Genomic DNA, 24,421 nt, shown 5'->3' with positions numbered 1-24,421 from the left:
GCCTTATTGATTATCAGCCGTAAACCGGTATACTTGAAAGAGTGCCTTATTGATAACAGATTCACATTGTGGCTTTAAGCCGATACTCGACTACGTTTCTCGTTATCTAGGGTAACTTTTTTATAAAGGAAGATTGTATGAACGCATCAAAGAAACGATTGGCAGCTTACAGTGTGCTGCTTCTGGCAGTTTTATTAGTCTTTTACATAACTGTGCCGGCCATCAACATCCATTCGCAGCCCTTCAGACTGCTTCTCCTAATCATCACGGTGATCATCATCTCAGTGGAGGTCAGCATCGATCAGAAAGGCGTGTCCGGTAAACGAATAAAGTACGGGCTTCTATCCATTCCAATTATCCTAGTAGTCGGTATCGCTGTTGGTAATCTGATCAATGGGGTCATTTTCCGCGCAGATAATTATGCGGAACTGATACAAGTAGAAGAAAAAAGCTTTGATCAGGATTTCCCTACAATGGATGAATCATCGATTCCTTTAATGGACCGAGACACAGCTCAAAGACTCGGTGACAGACGAATCGGATCAATGAGCGATTTGGTATCTCAGTTTGTTCCTGCAGAAACTTATACGCAAATTAATATAGAAAACGCACCTTATAGAGTCACTCCGCTTCAGTATGCCAGTGCCATTCGCTGGTTGAATAACCGGAATGAAGGCATCCCGAATTACCTTAAAGTGGATATGGTGTCCGGGGCAGTTGAAGTAGAAGATCTGGAAGAGAATATCATGTATTCAGATTCTGAACTCTTGAACCGCAATGTTCACCGTCACCTACGCTTCAGATACCCGACAAAACTTTTCGAAGCCCCATCCTTTGAAGTAGACGATGAAGGCCATCCGTATTATATTGCGACCACATATGAGAACAGATTCTGGTTCAGACAGCTTGAACCGAATGGTCTCATCATTCTCGATGCGGTAACTGGTGACACAGAGTCCTATGACTTGGAAGACATGCCGTCCTGGGTGGACCGGGTATACTCTGCAGACTTGATCATGCAGCAGCTGAATTACAGAGGCATGTACAGTGATGGGTTCTTCAATTCAGTATTCAGTAAACGTGGCGTCACTCAGACCACTGAAGGTTACAACTATATTCCAATGAATGACGATGTCTACCTCTATACAGGTGTGACGTCAATCAATCGCGATGCATCCAACATCGGATTCTATCTGGTCAATCTGCGGACAAAAGCTGCAGAATTCTATCCCGTTACTTCTGCAGACGAATTTTCAGCTATGGAGTCAGCGGAGGGATCTCTCCAGCAGATGCGTTTCGAATCGACATTCCCGCTTCTGATCAGCTTGAACGAACGGCCGTATTATATTTCGTCTCTTAAAGACGATTCCGGTCTGGTCCGGTCCTATGCCTTAGTCGATGCGGAAGACTATCAGCGCGTCATAACCAGCGATACCGTAGATGGCCTGATTGCCCAGTTGAATGGCCGCAGCGTAACTGACGGCGAAGAGGAAGAGCTGGAAGAGATCATAGAAGTGGATGATGAAAATCTGACGACTGTTCAGGGAGAAGTGGACAACATCTCTCAGGCGGTTGTTTCAGGAAACACTATCTATTACTTTATGATTGATGGAACGATTTATAAAGCAGATGTGACTCTGGATGATGCGCTGCCTTTTGTCGAAGAAGGACAGGTCATTGAAGGGGAAGCAAATGAGAATAATGAGTTTAAACTGATCATACTCGATTAAGTCATCGCACAGGCACTGGCCCAACAGCCTTGTCTGTGCTTTTTTATACAGACTTCAGGGATCGGTTACATATTAAATTGACATCGCTTGACCGGACAATTAAACTCAAAGATAAGATGTTACCATTTGAAAGGTGTGTGTAATTGAATGACGTATACTCCCGAAACAATGCCAAAATCTGAAGCGACAGCACCCGGGATGAAAACAGTCAAGGGTGATCTGACAAACATGCTTGCACGGGCGGACAGTGAAGACTTGATTTACGCTAGAAAGAATGGCCATAATCTGAAGATCCGCATGGTGTATCCTGACCAGCATGGTAACGACACGACACGCTACCCTGTAGTCGTTCATGTCCAGGGGTCAGCCTGGTTCAAGCAGAATCTGAATGGTCACATATTTGATTTCAAGGATATAGTGACGAGTGGATACATATTGGCAGTCGTCGAATACCTGCCTATTCCAGATGCAACATTTCCCAGTCACGTCGAAGACTGCAAGACGGCGGTCCGTTACCTGGTCGATCATGCCGATGAGCTGCCTGTAGACATTACTAACCTATTCCTGTCAGGAGATTCCAGCGGTGGCCACACTGCGCTGTTGAGCTGGGCCACATGGGGGACGGATCAACTGGATGCGTCCAGTAGTCCTCTTCCAGATATTAAAGGGATAATCGATTTGTATGGCGTTACTGATCTGACGACCATCAGCACACCCAACTCGACAGTCTCGCACGACGTTCCAACCAGTCCAGAAAATCTCCTTCTGGCTGATTTCTTATCAGATGGAGCAGTCGACAGAAAAATGGCAGGGACGGTTCATCATTATTTAAAAGACAATGTGACTTATCCCCCCTTACTGATCATGCACGGCAATAGAGACACGATCGTTCCGTTTGAGCAGAGCGTGGAGCTGCATATGATCTGCACCTCGAGAGGCATTGACTCCACTTTCTACTGTGTAGACGAAGCTGATCACGGCGGCGGCCCTTTTTTCACTCAGGAAGTGATCGATATCATGATCGATTTCCTTCAGAAACATACTGAAAGGGACTAGTAATAAGTGTCCGGAAATACCCAAGAGAGTCCACTAAGCGGGCTCTCTTTTTAACGACATTATGGAAAAGATGCTGGTGTTTCTTTATATAGAATGAATCATTTTATGGTAAACTTTTATTATCAAAAGAGAACAATCAGTTGGTTATAGCATATTAATAATGGCTGTCCTTATGTTCAGAAGTCTTAATACTGATGCTTATCTGCTTATGTAGATCAGGTATCTTTTTTTATTAAATCGGGTAAATAAAATTAACTACTTTTTAACTGCTCCTATAGCTATAAATGAAAGCGCGCACTAAAAAGGGGAGAGACATAATGTGGATCGATCTATTAATATGGCCTTTAATCATCATCCTTCTATATTTTTTGTATGTATTCATAACCACTGCGGTTCTGTTCATTTACATCAAAGCCCCTGATTGTCTGAAAGTTAAAGAGAGCGACATCGAACGCTTTTATGGAAATGAAGAAGGACCAGACAAAGCACTAATCATTGAACACAGGCCTTTTTCACTACATGCCCGTATCAATTTAATTGAACAGGCACAGGTGTCCATAAAGATAGCTTATTTCGCCATCACTAATGGCACCGTCAGCGACGTGTTCTATGGTCAGATTCTTGAAGCAGCTGACCGTGGAGTAGTTGTCCATATCATTTTCGATGGCATGGGACAGAATTTGATCGGTGAAAAAGACTCTGTCTACTGGGCGCTGGTCAAGCATCCGTTCATTAAGCTGCGTTTTTATGAACGAAATTCTAGACTTATACCCTGGCGCTGGAATAACCTCATGCATGACAAGATTCTAATTGTGGACGATACTTTTGCTATGACAGGGGGAAGAAACCTTGAAGACCGTTTCCATCTAGGTAAATTTGAAGGAGAAAGTGTCGAAGACCGAGACGTGCTGATTGTTAAAAGAAAAGAGGCCACTGTTCAAGAAAGCTGCATCAGTCAGTTTCTTACCTATTTCGAAGAACTCTGGACACACCCCTTTACTAAAGAAATGAACCGATATGTACCAGTCAAGCTCAGCGAACTGGCTCATAAAAAACAAAAAGAAGCCTTTAGCACTCTCGACCGACTGAGAGCATCCGATATAGATGCATTTAACCAGATGATTGACTGGGAATCATTAGCCAGACCTACACGAAAGATCACATTGATTACAAATCCAGTTGAACGGTTAAAAAAAGATCCTTATATTTTGAAAGTACTTCAGGCCCTTATACATCATGCAGAGACGTCTGTACTAATCCAAAGTCCATTTGTTGTTCCTGGAAAAGAAATGCAGCGCTATTTTGATTTTGGATCTAAAGATGCAAACGTCTACTATCTGACTAATTCCTCTTTAAGTTCGCCTAATCCATTTGCGCTTTCCGGTCAGATAAAATATAGAAATTTTCTTGCTCAGAAGGCAGATCAGATCTATGAGTATCAGGGGGAAGGATCGATTCATGGAAAAGCCTATGTCATTGATGATCGTCTGAGTCTAATTGGGTCCTTCAATCTCGATCCAAGGAGTGCCTTTTTGAGCACAGAAAATATGGTGGTGATCGACAGTATACAGTTGGCTCAGGATCTGACTGAAAACATACACACGCTTATGAGACAAAGTGTCCCAGTTATTGAAAACAGACCTGATCCGGTTAAAAGTCCCATTAAGCCTAAAAAGACTCCTAAAATGAAAAAAAGACAGCTAGCTGCAGCTTTCTGGATAATGTACTTTTTTGAAGATATTCTGTAGTCAATATGTCAATAAGTTAAATTTTAACCTGTTCAACGTTTTAAACTAAGTGAATTTTAATGGGTGATCTCTTCAGGCTAGATAGTCATTCGTCATTGTTGTAAAATGAATCTATTAAGATTTAAGGAGACTCAGATGATCCTATTGACTGTCATTTTACTTGCAATTGTTTCACTTAACACTGCATTCAGTTACTATATCGTTTTTAGTGAGGAAAAGCGCGATGTCGCTTCAACCTGGGCCTGGCTCCTTCTGCTTACTCTTTTGCCGGGAATCGGGATCATTGCGTATCTGTTTCTTGGCAGAAAGTTGTTATACCTCTCTCTCTTTAATGATGATATTCTTGAAGAAATCGGCTTGCCAAAAGTTGTCGAATTACAAAAAGAGCTGATCAAATCAGAGAAACTGCATGTTCCGGAGACACTACTTCAGAGGCAACCGATCAAGCTGATCAGCCTGCTTCTGGAGAGCAATCAATCACCTCTTACAACTAATAATAGTGTGTCGATTATTGCAAATGGTGAAGACAAATTCGATCAGCTGATCAAGGACATTGATAAAGCACGTCACCATATTCATATGATTTATTTTATTTTCCGGATGGATGAGATCGGCAGCAAGGTCCTGCGTGCCTTGGAACAAAAGGCAGAGCAGGGGGTAAAAGTTAAGTTGCTGTACGAACCGGCTGGCGCAAAAGCCATGAGTAAAGGGTTTTTTGATCGCCTTCATGAGCTAGGGGGAGTTGCAGAACCGTTTCTCGGGCCGAAGTTCCTTCCAATCAGTTTACGCACCAATTACAGAATGCACCGTAAACTGGCAATTATAGACGGAGGGATTGGGTATACAGGTGGCTTCAATATCGGCAATGACTATTTAGGCCTTTATGAAAAAATGGGGTACTGGAGAGACACGCATCTAAGAATCGAAGGGCATGCAGTCCGGACTCTGCAGAGCCGATTTTTCATGGACTGGAATGCGGCTGTACCTGATCATATGCTTGAGTATGCTGACAGATATTTTCCGCCCTCACATAGTAAGGGGACGAGTTACGTGCAAATCGTTTCCAGCGGGCCGGACAATGAATCAGAAGCGATTAAAAAGGGCTTCATTAAAATGATCAGTATGGCAAAGAAATCCATTTACATCCAGACTCCTTACTTTATCCCCGATGATGGGCTCATGGAAGCAATGAAAATTGCGATCATGTCCGGCACCGAGGTAAAGGTAATGATACCAAACAAACCGGACCACCCTTTGATTTACCGTGCGACTTTGAGTTTTATAGGTGAACTGATCGACTTGGGGGCAGAGGTTCTGGTCTATGATAAAGGATTTCTGCACTCAAAAGCAGTAGTTGTGGATGACGAACTGCTGTCAATTGGTACGGCAAATTTTGATATCAGAAGCTTTCGTCTGAATTTTGAAGTTACTGCCTTCATCTACGATCAGCGCTTAGCAGAAAAGCAGGTCGAGCTCTTTAAAGAAGACGCTGAAGTTTCGCATGTTTTGACTAAAGAGATGATCAGAGGAATAAGTAGAAGCGAGAAAATGAAGAGACAGATCAGCAGGCTGTTTTCTCCAATACTATAATGACTGGATATGGTAAGCTGAAAGAATGATAAAAAATGTTTGAAAAGGTGAGAAGATGTCGGTAGGAATGGTGCTGGAAGGTGGGGGCATGAGAGGCCTCTATACAGCAGGTGTATTGGATACATTAATGAACGAAAGAATAAAAGTTGACGGAATGGTGACTGTATCAGCGGGAGCTTTGTTCGGCATAAACTATGCTTCAGGACAGCATGGCAGAGCACTCAGGTACAACAAGACCTATTTAAAAGATAAACGCTACATGGGTATGAGGCATCTACTCAAGACAGGTGACATCATCAATAAGGAATTTGCTTATTATACGGTCCCTTATTCGCTGGATGTCTTTGATGAACAGAGCTTCAAAACCTCCGGCATCGATTTTTATGCCACTGTAACTAATATGGAAACTGGAGAAGCTGAATACAAGCAAATCACTGATCCGTTCAGACAGATGGAAACTCTTAGAGCATCAGGGTCCATGCCTTTTGTATCAAAACCTGTGGACCTAGAAGGGATTCCTTATCTGGATGGAGGTGTGGCCGACAGTATTCCTTATAAGCAAGCCGGTGATCTGGGTTACGATAAAAAAATCGTAATACTCACCCGTCCACTTGACTACAGAAAATCAAAGCCAAACCCTTTCCTGATCGATCAGTGGTATAAAAAGTATCCGCAGTTTAAAGAGACCTTGAAACAGCGATACCGTAACTACAACAATACTGTAGAACAGATTACAAAGGATGAGCAAACGAAAGAGGCCTTCGTTATCCGTCCTTCTGTAGCGATTCCAATCAAGCGGCTGGAACGTGACCCAGACAAGCTTCAAATGATGTACGACTTAGGTGTAAAAGATACTGCAGCACGACTGGATGAACTTAAACACTATATCTATGCTTAAAAGGAGCGTATCATGTCTGAACTGACTGAACTGATAGAAGAGAAACCCTGGGTTAGAGAATACCTGTATTTCAACCCGGATTTTAAAAAAGAAGGTCCTGTATTCGAGGAGGAACTAAGTAAGTTCAAGCTGTTTATCAGCGCAATGGAAGAAACGAGAGAACACAGTCAGAAGATTCTCAGTAATCTGAACCTTCCCGATTACAAAGAAATTATTGAACTTCTGGCTGTTTTCAAAGTCATGACCCATTCCGGAGTAATTTCAGTCCAGCAGAGAGACAGCTTTTTTGATATTTTAAGCGCCTTTATCAAAATTGAAAAGAGCAGGGGACGCACATTGGATGACATCTTCGAAGATAGAGATGCCATCGCTTTGTCTCGCCTCTATCAGGTGACTGACAAGAATTGGGCGGAAAAGTACATGACGTGGATTTTATATGAGCTTGGTGCCATCTCGAAGGAAAAAGGCCCCGATGTATTCGGATCCAACGCAAGTGCCTTTCAGACCTATGATTTTCTGAAACAGGCCTCTGATGGCAACTGGCGTCCTCAAAAGTATCATTCTGATAACTAATAGTAAATTTAACCTGGAAAGAAGGAAACAATATGTGGACTTATCTGTTCATGGGCATCCTCCTGCTGGTCATTGGCTTCGCCGTGCATGTTCTGAAGTGGGACATGCTGATTGCAGGGTATAATACAACGCCTAAAGAAAAAAAGAAAAAGGTAGATACTGAAGGTCTAAGCCGCTTTCTAGGCATCTACGCTTATACCAGTGGAGGAGCATTTCTGCTTATGGCTCTGCTGGAATTTCTGGGTATCAGTATTCCTCCAACACCGGTCACGATCATCTTTCTAATTTGGACAGTAATCATGCTGGTCATCGCACAAAGGTATGATGGAAATACGACACGGGGGAAAGAATATAATGAACGACACAACAAAACGCGTTAGAGAACAGGCAGCATCATCTGGAATCGATCTGGTCGAAGCATCCATGACAGTCGAATCCATGGGACTGGATTTTGAGGTCATCTTTGCAGAAGATATAACCGGACAGGAATGGGTCTGCAGAATTCCCAGGCGAAAAGACGTCTACGATAAAATCATGGAAGAAAAGAGAATTCTTGATTTCATCAGCAGAAAGCAGTCGATCTTTGAGGTCCCAGTCTGGCAGATAGTGTCTGATGACTTGATAATATATAAAAAGCTGACAGGTAAGCCTGCCGTTACAACCGACCCTGACACTCAGGAACCGAACTGGGTATTTGACCCGGAAGCTGTTCCTGAAGCGTACATCACCTCACTCGGACAGAGCCTTGCTGCCCTGCATAATCTGCCGCTGGATGAAGCGAGTGAAGCAGGAGTGAACGTCTATTCTGCCGAAGAGGTAAGGAGTACGTTAAAGAGTCGGATGAACAAGATCAAAAACAACTACACTGTTGATGTCAAACTCTGGAAGCAGTGGCAGACCTGGGTAAACGATGAGACTTACTGGCCGAAACACACAGTTATGGTTCACGGAGACTTATTCCCAGGACACACTCTTGTCGGTGACGACAATCGGGTCACAGGGATCATCGACTGGACTGAAGCGGAAGGTTCTGATCCGTCGATCGATTTTTCAGCTATCTATATGTTGTTTGGTGAAGAAGGTTTGGACAAGCTGATTGAAGCTTACAGAGCAGCCGGTGGACGGACCTGGCCCAAGATGAAAGAGCACACAATCCAACGCCTTTCTATTCAAGCCATAACCATTGCCGAGTTTGCCGAATCATCTGGTCTGGAAGACTACCGCAAAATGGCAGAAGATATGCTGAAAGGTAACTGATTTCAGAATACTATAAGACCCCCTCCATCAGGACCAGTCCTGGTGGAAGGGGTCTGTTAACTATCAAAGGAATCAAGTCAGCTCATCAGTTCGGACTCCTTGATGAATGTGCTGATCTTGTCATTAAGCTTTTTATAAAAGGACAACCTGACTTTTGAACAGGCTTCAAGTTCTTTGTAAAAGGCTGTCGAGATAATGCCTGGGTGCCTGCCTACTGCTTCCATTATCATGAGTAGTGTACATTGGCTGATAACATCTTTCAGTAACGAGGCATGTCTTGAATCTAAAGCCGATTTTGAATTGACTGAGTAAATGTACGCTATGAGCTGACGGATCTCACCATCTGCTTTTTCATGTGACTCGAGCCTGGAGAAAAGGGTCTGATTGCCTTGTTCTGCATCTTCATCCTTATCCTGCAGATCATCCAGAAGCTGTAGGAATGCACCGTACTGGTAACTGAACAGCATCTCTTCATCACTCAGTGATGCTTTCACAAGGAAAGCATCAGCCAACACTGACGTTCCGCCTTTGTAAAAACTGATTTCAAGCAGATTTTCTTTAGTCAGTTTTTCTTTGTCACATTGCTTCATACTCTTAATTTGTGCTGATTGAATAAGCATAATACTCTCGCATACCTCTGGATATCTTTCAGGCTGGAAGGTTGAGTGAATATCTCTGACAAGGTCGAATATCCGTGCTTCAACAATACTTGTTCCTTCAATCGATTCTCCCGACAAGACAAGCTTGAGTCTATCATTGAATGCTTTTTTTATTTCACCACTCACTTCAGGATCATCCAGAAGATTATCAGTGTATGGGTAGAGCATACTGTAGGCGTACATAGGGGAGGTGAGGGTGAGAGGCTGATCCCACAGAAGCTGGAGACTGTTCATGATCCAGACATTTCTAAGTGCCTGAAAAATCTCTTCATTTTTCAGATTCGGATCTTCTTTTTTGGCCCGCTCGATAAAGTGTTCCGCCACATCCATATAGCCATGAGACATAAAGTAAGTCAGGAACGGCCGATCAAAGAGGAGACGTTTCTCATCGATCTCTTCAAGCGTCTCAGTAACTAAATGCTTTACTCGACTGATCGAGTTTGAATGCTTATCATCCATTTCCTCAGCATAATTCGCCAGTTCTGACATGTATGGATCCAAGTCATCCATCAGATCAGTCAGTAATTTCTCCAGACGTTTTTCATTCCAGATCTTTTTCCATAAGGAAATTTTTGTCAGCTGGTCAGCAGGGAATAGGGAGGCCTCAGTGAATCCTTCTAAAGAATCGCGTAGAAGTCTATCGGCTTCAAGGCTATTTAACTCAGTATGCTTCATCATTTTCTCACGTCCATAAGTGTGTCTTTAGTTGAATTATAACTTAAACTCATTGATCAAACTATCTGCTTTTATCATTATTATAATAAATGATATTATAACTTGATTTAAAAATATATAAATGATACTGTAAGTTATAACACACGTACGTACGTATCGCTAATTGAAAGCGTATGCATTACGTAGAGTGGTCAAACTTATATCAAGGAGGAAATATATTGATTAATCAAATTAGACTTAAATTTATATTAGGTGCGGCATGTGCAAGTATCTTATTAATGACTGCCTGTAACGATAACAATGCAATTGAAACTGACGGGAGTGAACCTGATCAGAACATTGGTTCTAAAGGGGCAATGGAAAATTTTAGTGTAGGAGATACATTTGTAGCTACTGAACCTCTAAACCTTGAAATACTATATAGAGATTATCCGGATTATCCATATGATCCTCAATGGTTACTCTTCGAGGTGCTTGAGGAAGAACACAATGTCAGTTTTGATGTAACTTCTGTTCCGCTATCAGACTGGGATGAACGATTATCAGTTACAATGGCTACTGGTGATTTACCGGACTATTCGACTGATATTCATGTAGGAGATGAAACGGATTATATTGCAGGCGGGCAGTTATTACCTATCTCTAAGTACATAGAGCATATGCCTCACTTACAGGATAGAATTGATAATTGGGATGGAATAGAAGACCAGTTGAATAATCTTAGATATTCTGACGGAGAATTTTATGTTCTTCCTGGATTGAGAGAAAGTCCTGAAATGCCTTTTACATTAAAATATAATAAAACTGTCTTTGATCAATATAGCATTGACGAACCTCAAAACTGGGATGAATTACGATCAGCTCTAGAAGTACTGAGAGATGAAACTGATACCACACCTATGACTCTATGGTGGCAAGGAGGATCTCTTCTTAGTTTTTCAAGCGCCTCATTTGGTACTAGAGGAGGTTGGGGTCTCGGAGATGGGGCATTTTACAATGATGATGATGACGAGTTCGTTTATGGTCCTATGCAAGATGAGTATCGTGATATGATCACTTATTTTTCAGAATTAACAGCTGATGGATTACTTGATATAGAAGCTCTGACACAAGACGATCAGTTAGCAAGAAATAAACTGGCTAACCAAGAAGCCTTTGTGAGTTCCGGTAATGTCGGTACAATCAATATGGTGAATGATTCAATGAATGAAATTTATGGAGACGGAGAATATGAATTTGTAAGAATGCCTATACTTGAAGGTCCTAAAGGTAGAAGGCTTCACGATAGCAACTTTCATAATGGTAAAATGTTTAATGCTAACCTTGCAGAGAGAGATGACTTTTTAGCCATTCTTCAATTTTTAGACTGGTTCTATTATAGTGACGAAGCATCTGAATTCGCAAACTGGGGAGTAGAAGGCATCACTTTTGAAAAAACTGATGAACTACCAGGAGGATACAAACCCTTGGATCACATAAGGTTTGAGCATTTCAATCCAGGTGGAGAAGAAAGTTTGCAGGAAGATTATGGCTTTAATAACCCAGGATTTGCATATGGAGATCCAAATCACATTGCTTTATCAATAATGTCAGAAAATGAATTTGTGGTTCAAGAATATATGTCTGAAGCAGTAGAAATAGTCTATCCAGCTCCTAGATACCCTATGGATCCCGTACAACAGGAACAGGCAACACTATTATCTACCCCTTTACTTGATACAGTAGATCAATATACATTTAGATTTATCACAGGTCAATATAGTTTAGATCGTTGGGACGAATTTATGGATGAATTGGAGAGCCAGGGGGCCCAAGAACTAATAGACATAGTCAATGAAGCATATCGTAATCACCAAGACACATTAGGCGAAAACTAAATAGTATAACATAAGATCCTTAAACCTTCGTAAATATTCAAGAGATTGAAAGGAGGGGTAAGGGTCTTTTTACATTTTTCACAGGCCAAATCATTAATACATTGTTAAAATATTTCTTCGATGTTAAAATCATATTATATATTAGTTATTATAAAGTTCATTCCCTTAAATCTATGAACAAACTTATCAAGAGGGGACTTGTCTCATGCAAAAGAATAAAAAAGACCCTTCCATTACAAAGATAGTGCTGAAACTATTAGAATATCTGGTATTAATTGTCTTATGGGTTTTAGCCGCCTTTCTGATGTGGAGAGACAGCCGCATGGATTATTTTCTGATTAATTACATCAATGGCCGTGAAGTCAGTTCGGTTACTTTTAATGAAACCAGCTCAGAAGGGATTGAAGAATACACGGTTGACGAAGATATGATTGATTACTTTAATGCCAGTGTATCTGAAAATTTTTCTAACCTGGAAGACGTACTCGCTTACCCGCAAAGATTTGTTTACTGGCACATTGACATGACCAGACAGCCTTTCAGCAGTATTTCTGAAGACGCACACTCGGCAGAACTTGTTTTTACTAACGGCGATTCAGAAACATATTATTTTACAGAGTCTGAGTTCCAGGTAGAGGACAGATATTATACGCTGGAAAATTATAATCCATTCAGCTCATGGATGACGATCAGTGAAGACAGGGAGGCAGAATAAGAATGAGCCAACTACAACATTACGTATACAAGTCAGACGAGTTTACCCGGGGCATCAATGAATCATTTGAGAAGCAGCACGCGATAATAGACTTCAATAATTTCACTCACGTATTTTTGAAGAGAGATAGTGCCGTGCCTTTTCTAAAAGAATTCGCAGACTTTGTAAATACACACTATAGTTTACGTCTATTAATGTTTGAGACTTTTCAAGAATATCTCAAAACTGAAGACAAAGTCACTAATCTAATTGAGACTTCAGTTGATGTTCAGCTCTTCAAAAAGGATATTAGAGCGCTAAATAAGGAAAATGATTTTCCTCTATTTCTTCATTGTCTTGTAGACGAAGGCGGTTTGGAATATATGAGCGAGTATGAAGCTCTGTTACATGTGCGTGTGATTTCAGAGAGTCTGAAAAATATTAACAGCAACAAATTAAAAAATATAATTGGTTGCTGCCCTTCCTTATCAGCAGAAGAGGAGAGTGGGGAGGGAGGGTATATAGAGCACCTTTATTATATTCTCTGTATATACTTTGAAACTGGTATAAGACGGATCGACCCTATAAAAACAGTCTCAAATGTTGATTTAACAGTCTAAATGCTAGATTATTTTCAAATAATACGCATATAATTATCTGGTATTGATTAATGCGTGTATCAGCAGCAAGAACAATCTATATTTATTGTCTTTTATAAGTACCGATTTAATGAGTATATTGGGATGTTTTTAGGCTGTCAGGATTAAACTAAAGCCTAAAAACAAAGCTATGCATGATAAATAAAACTATAGTTTAATCGATTGACTGGATAAAAATCAGTCGATTTTAATACTGTATTAAAACAGTTATAGTAATGAAATTTGCGAGTTAAACAATTTACTAATCTAATAATTGTAAGCAAGCCATGAACATACATGAATCAAATCAAACTTGATGACTATAAGAATCAGATATATAGACTCAGCAATTAATCGCTACAGGATTATTTAAAAGCGTTTTAGCTACAGTAAGTTGAATAACTGTACGAGCAGAGATCTGAGCGCTTCTTATAACAAAAAATAATAATTAAATAATAGAATAAATCAGACTTAATACGCAGCTAAATAAAATATTGAAAAATTCATCGAAAAATAGGGGATTTTACTGAAAAAATGACGTGTCTTGTCTGAAGCTGCTTTTTCTTTATTTTAGTTTACATAATATATATTATACAAAGTAGAATATATAGATTTAAGGGACCCTCTCTAAAATTTAGATTGATTTTGAACCTCACGCGTATTAATCAGATAGTGTTTTAAATTGATTTGAATTTAAGTGGCATTTAACCGATTTCTCAATTCCATCTACTCAGATAGTCTATTGATCAATATTTAGTTTCTAAAAATAAAAACCAGCCGTCAGCAACCTTTGCGCTGCTCAGCTGGTTCTTTTTATTGAATTCTTAATGGCACACGTTTTTCTGGCGCTGGAAATGCTTCGTTTAACAGATTTATTTCTTCGTCAGTCAATTCGATATCCAGCGCTTTTCTATTCTGCAGCACGTGTTCTGATGACCCGGCTTTGGGAATGGCTGTCATCTGCTCCTGATGCATGACAAACGCCAGCAGCAGCTGAACAATTGAAATTCCCTTATTTTCTGCAATATTGTTGATGATTGGACTGTTGTAGACTTTATCTTTCAGATCCGGCTCCTGACCGATAATTGGGCAATATGCCATGATCGGAATATTGTTTTCCTTCATATAGTCATGCAAAACGACTTCAATCCCTCTTGAAGCTAAATGATACAGAACCTGATTGGTCTGACAGTTCTCACCGTTTCTTAGAGACAACAGCTCCTGCATATTTTCAAGATCAAAGTTTGACACGCCCCAGTCCCTTATCTTACCCTGACGTTTCAGTTCTTCGAAGCAGTCGACTGTTTCCTGCAGCGGAACATTGCCTGGCCAGTGCAGTAAGTACAAATCAAGTTCATCAACACCCATGCGTTGAAGCGTCTTTTCACATGAGTCGAACATGCGTTCTTCGCCTGCGTTTGTGGGATATACCTTAGATACTAAGAACAAATCGTCACGGTCCACGTGTTTGATCGCGTCGCCTACAACTTCTTCAGCTTTACCTTCTGCATACATTTCCGCTGTATCAATTAACGTCAGTCCGTTATCGATCCCGGTACGCAATGCCTCAATTTCATCATGGCGTTTATTATCATCTTCCCCCATCCGCCAGGTTCCTTGTCCGAGTTTAAGAACTTCACGGCCATTTGGAAATGTGATTGTTTTAGACATTCTTTCTTCCCCTTTCATTTCCTTAATCATTTCCAGTTTACCAGTTTTCTGACGGCTGCTGAAATGATAGCTACTAATACCTTAACAGATTTACTGCATGCTGTTTAATGTACTGACAAAATCACTGAATACGTTGCGAAATCCTGAGCCGTCTCCAGAAAAGGCACGGTCACGTACTGAATGATTGCTTCACCCATTGTGATGAAGTAAAACGCGCTCACTGACCCTTCCTCCTCGCCAGCCGGTGACTGTGAGGCTACCATCAGCTGATTGAATGTATCTCCGTACAGATTGACTTGAGCTACAGTGAAGACTTCCGGTTCCCTTTCAAGGATTTCATCAATTGTGATTAACGAAGTCAGTTCTTCATAAGTACTGGCATTTGTAATATCCACACTATAAAATGAAGGTGTAATGGAAGAAACATCAGCTCATCTTCAATATAGTAGAAAGACAATTCAGCTGAACGATCAGTGGTTTCTTCAGACAACGAATACCGGTAGAAAATCATTTTATCTGTTTCGGTAATCTCAATGACATCTCGTATCACATCGTTTCTATCCAAAATCTCATCTATCAGCTGGTCCATCTCTTCCAGCGTGCTCCCTTCATCCTCTGTCGATCCCGTCAGATCGCCTAAAGTGTAGGCTGAAGTAATGTCCTTATAGTCCATCCAGGCCTGATAGCCGGCCTCATTAGCAAACGTTTCTTTATCAATCAACGAATCGAAAGCGCTCACATTAAGTGGCATATTTTGGTTGTCCGATAGCTCATCTTTTGAATCAAAGGCCGTATCTTCAGTATCTATCTCCTCGGATGAATCACTTTCGTTGTCGGTTAATTCTGCATCCTCTGCCAGATCTGATTCGGAATCGGTTCCTTCGATAGCTGTAGAAGACGGTTCTTCACTATCTCCTTGTGCATCTGCCTCGCATCCAGTTAATAGTACCACGCCTGCCATTGCTAAAATCTGTCTCTTCATATGTTCCTTCTCCTCTGAGTATCCTTTACCCTGTCTATTATAAACTACTATGCGCATCCATATCTCTAGATACATGCTTCTTTCTAACGGAAAGCCCTTCACCTCTCCTTTCACAATACTTAGTGTATGTATTTTTAAAACCATAAAAATAGTCTAGCAAGTTATGAAAAATATTCCAGTATAAAGATTTGGATTTTATGGTTTATGTTGGGTAAAGATTACAATGATAAGCGAATAAGTTATGAAAAGAGATCAATGGATATAATGCATAGTGTTTTTGCCTTAACTCATTGGTAATATCCATCTGAGTACCATAGCTATCACGATTGCACCCTAACTCGGTATACTTTTACCGTCGGATACCATAGCTACAACATAAACCTGAAAATAAGCTCACCCTCTAAATCACAAAAAAGATCCTGCCTCTAATTAAAAGGCAGGATCAATGTATTATTTATATATTATACTAGTTCATCTGTTTCAATATTTGCTGATGATTGGGATACATCTTTTTTCCATAATCCTAATACTACTGCAGATATGATAGAACCGATAAGCAGAGCAGCAACAAAGAATAACGGATTTTCACCGATTCCGATTACGAAAAGGCCGCCGTGAGGAGCTGGGATGGCTACGTTCCATAATTGAGTCAGTCCACCACCGATTGCTGCACCGAGTATGGATGATCCGATGACTCTCATTGGGTCAGCTGCCGCAAATGGAATGGCTCCTTCGGTAATAAACGATGCACCTAATACAAAGTTGGATAAACCTGATTTGTGTTCGATATCCGTAAATTTAGATTTGAACAGAACAGTCGCAATGGCGATAGCTAATGGTGGAATCATTCCTCCGACCATTACTGCAGCCATCAGACTTCCATCTCCTGTGTCTCCAAAAATACCAATAGAGAAAGCGTAAGCTGCTTTATTGACAGGGCCACCCATATCAACGGCCATCATTCCACCCAGAACAGCACCTAAAATTACCGCATTGCCCGTTCCTAGATTTTCCAGGAAACCAATCATCGCATTGTTGATGACGGCGAAGAACGGACCAATCAGGAAGAACATTAGAAGACCAACTGCCAGCAGTCCTAATACTGGGTAAAGAAGAATCGATTTCAGTCCTTCAAGTGTCTTAGGTACGTTTTTAAGTGATTTTTTAATCAGGTTCATGACATAACCAGCAACGAAACCGGCTACTAGTCCACCAAGGAAACCTGCATCGCTTTCTACTGCAAGCAGTCCACCTGCCATACCCGGAAGGAGTCCCGGACGGTCAGCAATACTGTAGGCAATGTATCCAGCCAGAATCGGGATAAGGAACGTAAAGGCAGATCCACCGATCGAGTTAAGAGAAGTGAACAGAATACTGTCATCACCAAGCTGGGCTTCAAACAGGAATGAAATCGCCAGGAGAATTCCTCCACCAACGACGAATGGGAGCATGTGGGATACCCCGTTCATCAGATCTTTATAGATCGACTGCCAGCCGCTGCCACGTTCAGTATCATCTGAATCGCTTGAAGCTGATGAGCCTTCTGCCTGAAAAATAGGTGCATTGCCTGCGACGGCGCGTGTGATGAGTTCTTCAGACTTGTTGATGCCTTCTGAAACAGGTCTTTGTAATACAGGTTTCCCGTTGAAACGAGCCATATCCACTTTCTTGTCTGCGGCAACGATAACGCCGTCAGCCCGTTCGATCTCTTCAGCAGTCAGCTTGTTCTTCGCTCCATCTGTGCCGTTCGTTTCGACACGGATCTCAACACCCATCTCAGCTGCTTTTCGTTTCAATGCATCTTCTGCCATATAGGTATGGGCAATTCCAGTAGGACAAGCTGTTACAGCGACAACAAATTTCTGGTCGCTTCCTGCATCCTTAGCAGTTTCTTCTCTAACGACTTGTTCTTCTTCGTCTTCTTTAAAAAGATTCTGAACTTCTTCAGGTGTACGAACTTGCTTAAGGTCCGATACAACTGACTCGTCGACAAGCTTTCTGGACAAAGAGGCCAGTACTTGCAGGTGAAGGTCGTTTCCACCTTCAGGAGCCGCAATCATAAAGAACAGTTCAACCGGCTGGTTATCGAGCGCTTCGTATTCTACACCTTTAGTCGATTTGGCAAACAGAACAGCTGGTTCTTTTACCGCTTTATTCTTGGAGTGAGGCATGGCAATCCCATTACCCAGGCCTGTAGACGTCTGACTTTCCCGATTCATGATCCCGGTCTTGAATGTTTCTACATCGCTGATTACATCTTTCTCAGCAAGTCGCTGGATCATTTCATCGATAACGGCTTCTTTTGACGTTGCTTCAAGGTCCATAATCATTAAATCTTTTCTCAATACATCATTGATCTGCATTTACTTTTCCTCCCATTTTTCAACCGTCACAGTTTTTAGAACGGTCTGTATGTCTTTTTCTGTAGCCAAGTCTGCATTGAATGCTGTAGCTGATCCACAGGCCACACTGTAACGGAAAGCTTCTTTCGCATCATGCGTATCGCTGTACACGCCTGTGAAGCCGGCTACCATCGAATCACCTGCTCCGACAGAATTTACCAGCTGACCTTCTTCTGCTTTTCCGTGATAAATTTCATCCTTAGTAAACAGTACTGCTCCGTCTTTACCCATGGAAACAATTACGTGCTTGGCTCCTTTACTTACCAGCTCTTTTCCATAATGGATCAGTTTTTTATTCGAATCGATACGAGTCGAATACAGTGCTTCGAGTTCATGAATGTTCGGCTTAGCCAGAAGCGGCTGCTTGCTGAGAGCATCCATCAGTTCTTTGCCCGTCGTGTCTATGACGAATTCCGCCTGTTTCTCATGAATCCGTTCAATAAGGACTTGATAAAAATCATTCGGCATCCCACCTGGTTTACTGCCTGATAGAATGACGATATCTCCTTGGTTCAGATCGGATATCTGGTCGAGAAGGCGATTCTGATCATCTTTGGAGATTACTGGGCCTGCGCCGTTAAGCTCTGTTTCTTCCGATCCTTTGATTTTGACATTGATTCGTGTGTCATCCTCAACTTCTATAAACTGTGTACTGATCGTCTGCCTTTCTAATGTCTCTTTTATGAAAGCTCCTGGAAACCCTCCAATGTAGCCTAGAGCTATAGAAGGTTTGTCGAGGGTTTTTAATACGCGAGAAACGTTAATCCCTTTACCTCCAGGGAATTTCTGGCTTTTGTCAAAACGGTTCAAATCACCGAGTCTGATCTGTTCATCTGGAAAGATGACATAATCGATCGAAGGATTGAGTGTCACCGTATAAATCATATGTTCACCTCTATTACTTTAGTTAAATCTGCGACTGTTCTATTTTCTTCTGCAAGGGGTGTGGTAATGACTGTACAATCGTCTATGTCTGCGACTTTGGCAAAGGTGACTTCATTGAATTTAGTCGGATCTGCCAATACATACGACGCATTTGACTGTCGGATGGCTTTTTTCTTCACAGCTGCCTCTTCAATGTCCGGGGTAGTAAAACCAGCTTCGGCATCTACCCCGTTCATTCCCATAAAAGCTTTGGTAAAATGATACTCTCCCAGCTGATCTGCTGCAACTGATCCGATGACCGCTTTTGTCCGTTTCTTAATGCGTCCACCAATGAGTATCGCATCAATTTCGTAATCAGCCAGACGTGCTGCATGCGGAACACCATTTGTTACTATTGTAATATCCTTATCAGCAAGCAGTGGTATCATCTCATAGGTCGTCGATCCTGCATCCAGATAAATCACCTCATGTGCTTCAATCAGTGAGACTGCTTTTCTCGCAATCGCCTGTTTCTCCTGAGTGTTTTTGACTGTTTTGTCTTCCATTGATGCCTCATCAGTCGGCTGCCTCTTTCTTCTGGCTCCTCCGTGAATTCGTACAAGTCTGTTCTGATTCTCAAGCTCAGTTAAATCCCGTCTTATCGTTGATTCTGAATGATTGAGCTGATCAATCAATTCTTGAACTGTGACTGTGCTTTTCTCTTTCAGCACTTTTAATATATGAGCATACCTGTCTTCTGTAAGCACTTACCTCACCTCTTCACAACTGATTTTACCATATAAAACGTTCACAAACAATATTTAACGGTCATTTTCACTCAAATTCACTCACTTTATAAAAAGGATCTGTCGTGTTTCTGAAACAGAATATGTAATTAATTCAAAATATCGTTTTACATCTCTACGCATATTTGATAAGCTATTAATCAGGAACATTAAAATTATACAATTAAAGATTAGAACTGGATGAGGTGCGGAAATCATGAGTACTTATTTCATAAAGACCTGTAAGTCTGAAATAAGGAAAGGGAAATCTGCCGAAATGACTTGTTATTTACAGAGAATAAGTTGTTGGGTTGCATATGAACAATATGCAGACTGCCGTAAAGCGTGTGCTTAACGGAGTGCTTCCACTTGTTTATGATAGGTTATTTAAAACAAGTCGGCATTCCCGGCTTGTTTTTTTTATAGTCAAAAAGCTGTACGTTTTAAGCCGTCCGTTTTATCCAATCTGATAAAGGAGCGCCTATGAAAAGAAGTGTACTGAAGTTCGGCGGGTCTAGTGTGGCCGACTTCTCAAAAATTAAAAATATTGCGCAGTACCTCAAGGAACGTGTAGAAGCTGACGAGCAGCTGGTGGTGGTTGTCTCTGCTATGGGTAAGACTACTGACCAGCTTCTGGCATCAGTTAATGAGCTGACATCAAAACCGAATGATAAAGACCTTGCAATGCTTCTGACGACAGGTGAACAGCAGACGATCTCTTTCCTGTCGCTGGCACTCAATGATCTTAACGTCAATGCCAAGCCGCTCACAGGTTACCAGGCCGGCATCGAAACAATCGGTAAGCACCTTAAAAGTAAGATTTCATCAATCAAGACTGATCTGCTTGAACAGTTGTTTAAAGAGCAGAACATACTGATTGTGGCCGGTTTTCAAGGATTCAATAAAGCCGGTGAACTGACGACACTTGGCAGAGGCGGATCCGACACGACCGCTGTTGCCATTGCATCCGCCCTTGACTGCCCATGTGAGATTTACACGGATGTGACGGGTGTCTTTTCTACAGATCCTCGTGTCTACCCTGAAGCCAAGCGCTGGGACACCATCTCTTTTGAGGAAATGATGGAAATGTCAGCTCTTGGTGCAGGTGTACTGGAGACTAGAAGCGTGGAACTGGCCAATAATCACAATATCCCAATTTATCTTGGAAAAACACTCTCTAATGAGAAAGGAACATGGATCGTGCCGTATGATCAAATGCTCGAAAGAAAAGCTGTGACTGGTGTAGCTCTGGATAAAGAGATGGCCCATGTCACTATCACCTACCCTAACGAAAGTCAGTCCTTCCTGCATGACTTGTTCATCAAACTGGAAGAAGCTGAAATCAATATTGATATGATTTCTCAGATTCAGAATCAGGATGGCCTTCAGCTGTCATTTACATTTAAGGAATCGGAAGAAAGAGAACTGAACGAACTGTTCGACTCGCTAAAGTCGGATTATGATCGTCTCTATGTTAAAATCGAAACAACTTACTGTAAAGTATCAGTCATCGGGGCTGGAATGAGAGACATGACTGGTATCGCATCAAAAATTTTCAAGACTTTGATAGAATCTGATATCCCCTTCTATCAGGTCACCACTTCAGAAATTAGTGTCTCATATGTAGTCGATGGAGAAAACGGTGAAAAAGCGACACGTATACTCTGTCAGACGTTTGATTTATAAGAAAAGCGAAAGGATGATTTAACTATGGTATCACTAGCTCTAGTCGGAGCGACCGGCTTAGTCGGCCAGACCATGCTTCAGCTCCTGGACGAGGAATCGATTCCTTTTGATTCCCTTACCCTGTATTCATCAGCCCGTTCAGCTGGAAAAGAAGTAACCTTTAAAGGAAGCACGTATATAGTAGAAGAACTGACAAAAGAACATGTGAGAAACAGTCAGTATGATTATGTATTAATGTCTGCCGGAGGTGGAACAAGTCTCGAGTACGCTCCCCTCTTTGAAGAAACAGGGGCAGTTATTATTGATAACTCGAGTGCCTGGAGAATGGATGAGTCAGTGGATCTGGTCGTTCCAGAGGTCAACCGCGCATCATTGAAGCGTAAGCTGATTGCCAATCCAAACTGCTCCACTATTCAGTCAGTCGTTCCCCTGAAGCCTTTAGCCGACACATTCGGTGTCACTCGCGTCGCCTACACAACGTATCAGTCTGTATCAGGGTCGGGATGGAAAGGTATTGAGGATCTGGACCGCGGAGAAAAAGGCGAAAAGCCTCAGAACTACAACCACCCCATCTACCACAACGTCATTCCTCAGATTGATGTCTTTATGGAAGACGGCTACACTAAAGAAGAACAGAAAATGATCAAGGAAACACAAAAAATACTGAATCAGCCCGATTTGGACGTGACAGCAACGTGTGTTCGTGTCCCCGTTCCTCACGCACATGCAGTAGCAATGAATGTGACACTTGAAAAAGAAGCGAGTGTCGAAGAAATCAGACGGACGCTTGAGGGCTTTCCTTCTGTTGTACTGATGGATGACCCTGAAAACGAAATTTACCCTACACCGCTTGACGCTGCTCATAAAAAAGGCGTGTACGTTGGACGGATCAGAAAAGATCCAAGTCTGCCGAACTCGTATCATTTATGGTCAGTAAGCGACAATATACTGAAAGGCGCTGCTTGGAATGCCGTTCAGATACTTGACCAACTGATTAAAGGAGAGGAAAACTGATATGACCCGTTTATTCACAGGAACTGCTGCAGCCGTTACGACCCCTTTCATTGACGGTGCTGTTGACTACGACGCATTACGTGCTCATCTTAACTTTTTGAAAGAAAACAGCATTCAGTCTTTTGTCATTAATGGAACAACTGGAGAAGGCTCGACCCTGACAGCAGAAGAAAAACGCAACTGCCTGAAAATTGCTCTAGAAGTAGCCGACAAAGATATTCCGGTCATTGCCGGAACAGGATCGAACAATACGGCTCAGACGATCGCTGCATCCAAGGAAGCAGAAGACCTTGGTGTCGATGCACTGCTCGTTATTACGCCTTACTACAACAAGACCAGTCAGAAAGGTCTTGTGGCACACTTTACTGCCGTTGCAGATGCCGTGTCGATCCCTGTCGTCTTATACGATGTCCCGTCTCGTACCGGCATGACGATTGAACCGGAAACACTTGAGCTTCTGGCCAAGCACGATAATATCGTTGCCTTGAAAGATGCTACAGGCGACTTTGCGCACTTCAGCCGTCTTCAGGCCGTTGTGGACGACACCTTTTCTTTCTACAGCGGAAATGATGACCTGGCTCTTCCCTACTTCGCACAGGGCGGACATGGCATCATCTCAGTACTGGCCAATGCCTTGCCGAATGAATACCAGGAATTGTTTGAGCAGGCGACTACTGATCACAAAGCAGCACTCGAGACCCATCAGCTGCTCTTCCCGTTAGTGGATGCACTAGGTGTGGACGTCAACCCTATTCCGATCAAAGCCCTTGTCAGTCACCTGGGTTATGGCGAATACGAACTGAGACTGCCTCTTGTCAAATTGGAAGAAAATGAATCAGACGTGCTGATCAGTTTGTTTGATTCCATCAGAAAGGACGGATAATATGAAGCTGTTGTTAGTCGGTTACGGCGCAATGAATAAACGTGTCGCTGCACTGGCGGAAAAATGCGGGCATTCGATTTCCGGCGTGATCACACCAGTCGAAGAAGAGAACTGCCCTTACCCTCTTTTCACATCCTTTGATGATCAGCTGCCTGAAGCGGATGTTCTGATCGACTTTTCTCATCCGGATCTGACCAAGCGCATGCTGCAGTCTGATTTGACTGTCCCCATGGTGATTGCAACGACCGGAGAAAAAGATACACTGGTCAAATTGATGCAGGATAAGGCGGAATCCGCTCCAGTCTTCTTCTCTGCCAATATGAGCTACGGCGTGCATATTGTCACTCAACTCCTCGAGCATATCGCACCGCTTATGGATGCTTACGATATCGAAATGATCGAAAAGCACCATAATCAGAAAATCGATGCGCCAAGCGGGACACTTATCAAGCTACTTGATGCAATCAAGGAGAACGGCCGTCAGGATGCCAGGGAAGTTTACGACCGCAGTCAAGTCACCGAAAAAAGAGAGAAGAAAGACATTGGTATTTCCACCATCCGTGGCGGAACGATCGTCGGTGAACACGAAGTCCTGTTTGCGGGTGTAGATGAAGTCATTTCCATCAAGCATACGGCTCAGTCCAAAGACATTTTCGCTAACGGCGCTTTGACAGTGGCCGAAAAACTGATCAACAAAACTAATGGGTTTTATACCTACAATAATTTAGGAGTGTAAATA

Annotated in this window: 22 protein-coding genes and 1 riboswitch; of the genes, 15 read left to right on the top strand and 7 right to left on the bottom strand. The window is 42.1% G+C overall.

What is annotated here, in order from left to right; genetic code table 11:
• Positions 1–137 precede the first annotated feature (137 nt).
• The 8 genes from BMX79_RS06285 to BMX79_RS06250 all read left to right on the top strand — a co-directional run bounded on the left by BMX79_RS06285 (position 138) and on the right by BMX79_RS06250 (position 8,852).
• Positions 138–1,730: a hypothetical protein gene (locus BMX79_RS06285; RefSeq protein WP_091480448.1), complete on the top strand. Its 1,593-nt coding sequence runs from the start codon at positions 138–140 to the stop codon at positions 1,728–1,730.
• 147 nt (positions 1,731–1,877) lie between these two features.
• A complete protein-coding gene (locus BMX79_RS06280; protein ID WP_091480446.1) occupies positions 1,878–2,786 on the top strand; it encodes an alpha/beta hydrolase in 909 nt (302 codons plus the stop codon).
• A 317-nt stretch (positions 2,787–3,103) separates the two neighbouring features.
• Positions 3,104–4,534: a phospholipase D-like domain-containing protein gene (locus tag BMX79_RS06275; protein ID WP_170230990.1), complete on the top strand. Its 1,431-nt coding sequence runs from the start codon at positions 3,104–3,106 to the stop codon at positions 4,532–4,534.
• 135 nt (positions 4,535–4,669) lie between these two features.
• Positions 4,670–6,124: a cardiolipin synthase gene (cls, locus tag BMX79_RS06270; protein WP_091480444.1), complete on the top strand. Its 1,455-nt coding sequence runs from the start codon at positions 4,670–4,672 to the stop codon at positions 6,122–6,124.
• A 55-nt stretch (positions 6,125–6,179) separates the two neighbouring features.
• Positions 6,180–7,022 carry a patatin-like phospholipase family protein gene (locus BMX79_RS06265; RefSeq protein ID WP_091480442.1) on the top strand — a complete coding sequence of 281 codons (843 nt, stop codon included), beginning with the start codon at positions 6,180–6,182 and terminating at the stop codon, positions 7,020–7,022.
• Positions 7,023–7,034: 12 nt separating this feature from the next.
• A complete protein-coding gene (locus BMX79_RS06260) occupies positions 7,035–7,595 on the top strand; it encodes a hypothetical protein (protein WP_091480441.1) in 561 nt (186 codons plus the stop codon).
• A 32-nt stretch (positions 7,596–7,627) separates the two neighbouring features.
• Complete coding sequence (locus BMX79_RS06255) at positions 7,628–7,975, top strand: DUF3784 domain-containing protein (protein ID WP_091480439.1); 348 nt, start codon at positions 7,628–7,630, stop codon at positions 7,973–7,975.
• Positions 7,950–8,852, top strand: a complete 903-nt coding sequence (locus tag BMX79_RS06250) for a macrolide 2'-phosphotransferase (protein ID WP_170230991.1) — start codon at positions 7,950–7,952, stop codon at positions 8,850–8,852. Before BMX79_RS06255 ends, BMX79_RS06250 begins: the two co-directional genes overlap by 26 nt.
• Before the next feature lie 77 nt (positions 8,853–8,929).
• Here BMX79_RS06250 and BMX79_RS06245 read toward each other — a convergent pair whose 3' ends face one another.
• Positions 8,930–10,189, bottom strand: a complete 1,260-nt coding sequence (locus BMX79_RS06245; RefSeq protein WP_091480436.1) for a hypothetical protein — start codon at positions 10,187–10,189, stop codon at positions 8,930–8,932.
• Between the two features lie 215 nt (positions 10,190–10,404).
• Between BMX79_RS06245 and BMX79_RS06240 the strand changes: the two genes are divergently transcribed.
• The 3 genes from BMX79_RS06240 (at position 10,405) to BMX79_RS06230 (ending at position 13,377) form a co-directional block, all read left to right on the top strand.
• Positions 10,405–12,063 (top strand): extracellular solute-binding protein, encoded by a 1,659-nt coding sequence (locus tag BMX79_RS06240; protein WP_170230992.1) that lies wholly within the window; start codon positions 10,405–10,407, stop codon positions 12,061–12,063.
• 205 nt (positions 12,064–12,268) lie between these two features.
• Positions 12,269–12,778, top strand: coding sequence for a hypothetical protein (locus tag BMX79_RS06235; protein ID WP_091480432.1), 510 nt, complete (start codon positions 12,269–12,271; stop codon positions 12,776–12,778).
• A 2-nt stretch (positions 12,779–12,780) separates the two neighbouring features.
• Positions 12,781–13,377 (top strand): hypothetical protein, encoded by a 597-nt coding sequence (locus BMX79_RS06230; RefSeq protein WP_091480430.1) that lies wholly within the window; start codon positions 12,781–12,783, stop codon positions 13,375–13,377.
• A gap of 831 nt (positions 13,378–14,208) precedes the next feature.
• On the opposite strand, the gene BMX79_RS06225 is transcribed toward BMX79_RS06230, so the two are convergent.
• From BMX79_RS06225 to BMX79_RS06200, 6 genes are all read right to left on the bottom strand, one after another.
• On the bottom strand, positions 14,209–15,066 hold the full coding sequence (locus BMX79_RS06225; protein WP_091480428.1) for an aldo/keto reductase: 858 nt from the start codon (positions 15,064–15,066) through the stop codon (positions 14,209–14,211).
• A gap of 104 nt (positions 15,067–15,170) precedes the next feature.
• On the bottom strand, positions 15,171–15,461 hold the full coding sequence (locus BMX79_RS06220) for a hypothetical protein (RefSeq protein WP_091480425.1): 291 nt from the start codon (positions 15,459–15,461) through the stop codon (positions 15,171–15,173).
• Positions 15,425–16,048 carry a hypothetical protein gene (locus BMX79_RS06215; protein WP_091480422.1) on the bottom strand — a complete coding sequence of 208 codons (624 nt, stop codon included), beginning with the start codon at positions 16,046–16,048 and terminating at the stop codon, positions 15,425–15,427. Before BMX79_RS06215 ends, BMX79_RS06220 begins: the two co-directional genes overlap by 37 nt.
• A 461-nt stretch (positions 16,049–16,509) precedes the next feature.
• The gene (locus tag BMX79_RS06210) at positions 16,510–18,411 is read right to left on the bottom strand and encodes a PTS fructose transporter subunit IIABC (RefSeq protein WP_091480420.1); all 1,902 of its coding nucleotides are present in this window, start codon (positions 18,409–18,411) and stop codon (positions 16,510–16,512) included.
• On the bottom strand, positions 18,412–19,335 hold the full coding sequence (gene pfkB / locus BMX79_RS06205; RefSeq protein WP_091480418.1) for a 1-phosphofructokinase: 924 nt from the start codon (positions 19,333–19,335) through the stop codon (positions 18,412–18,414).
• A complete protein-coding gene (locus BMX79_RS06200; RefSeq protein ID WP_091480413.1) occupies positions 19,332–20,081 on the bottom strand; it encodes a DeoR/GlpR family DNA-binding transcription regulator in 750 nt (249 codons plus the stop codon). Before BMX79_RS06200 ends, pfkB begins: the two co-directional genes overlap by 4 nt.
• 211 nt (positions 20,082–20,292) lie before the next feature.
• A riboswitch (Lysine riboswitch) is annotated at positions 20,293–20,472 on the top strand.
• A 110-nt stretch (positions 20,473–20,582) separates the two neighbouring features.
• Between BMX79_RS06200 and BMX79_RS06195 the strand changes: the two genes are divergently transcribed.
• The 4 genes from BMX79_RS06195 to dapB are packed head-to-tail and all read left to right on the top strand — an operon-like array spanning position 20,583 to position 24,418.
• A complete protein-coding gene (locus tag BMX79_RS06195; protein ID WP_091480410.1) occupies positions 20,583–21,785 on the top strand; it encodes an aspartate kinase in 1,203 nt (400 codons plus the stop codon).
• Between the two features lie 24 nt (positions 21,786–21,809).
• Positions 21,810–22,799, top strand: a complete 990-nt coding sequence (locus BMX79_RS06190; RefSeq protein WP_091480408.1) for an aspartate-semialdehyde dehydrogenase — start codon at positions 21,810–21,812, stop codon at positions 22,797–22,799.
• A gap of 1 nt (position 22,800) precedes the next feature.
• A complete protein-coding gene (gene dapA, locus BMX79_RS06185) occupies positions 22,801–23,682 on the top strand; it encodes a 4-hydroxy-tetrahydrodipicolinate synthase (RefSeq protein WP_091480404.1) in 882 nt (293 codons plus the stop codon).
• Between the two features lies 1 nt (position 23,683).
• Complete coding sequence (gene dapB / locus BMX79_RS06180) at positions 23,684–24,418, top strand: 4-hydroxy-tetrahydrodipicolinate reductase (protein ID WP_091480399.1); 735 nt, start codon at positions 23,684–23,686, stop codon at positions 24,416–24,418.
• The last annotated feature ends 3 nt before the right edge of the window (positions 24,419–24,421 follow it).

The sequence above is a fragment of the Alkalibacterium pelagium genome (assembly GCF_900109325.1).
GTDB lineage: Bacteria > Bacillota > Bacilli > Lactobacillales > Carnobacteriaceae_A > Alkalibacterium > Alkalibacterium pelagium.
The sequence above is the reverse complement of the archived record's forward strand: the minus strand, read 5'-3'. Positions and strand labels throughout refer to the sequence as shown.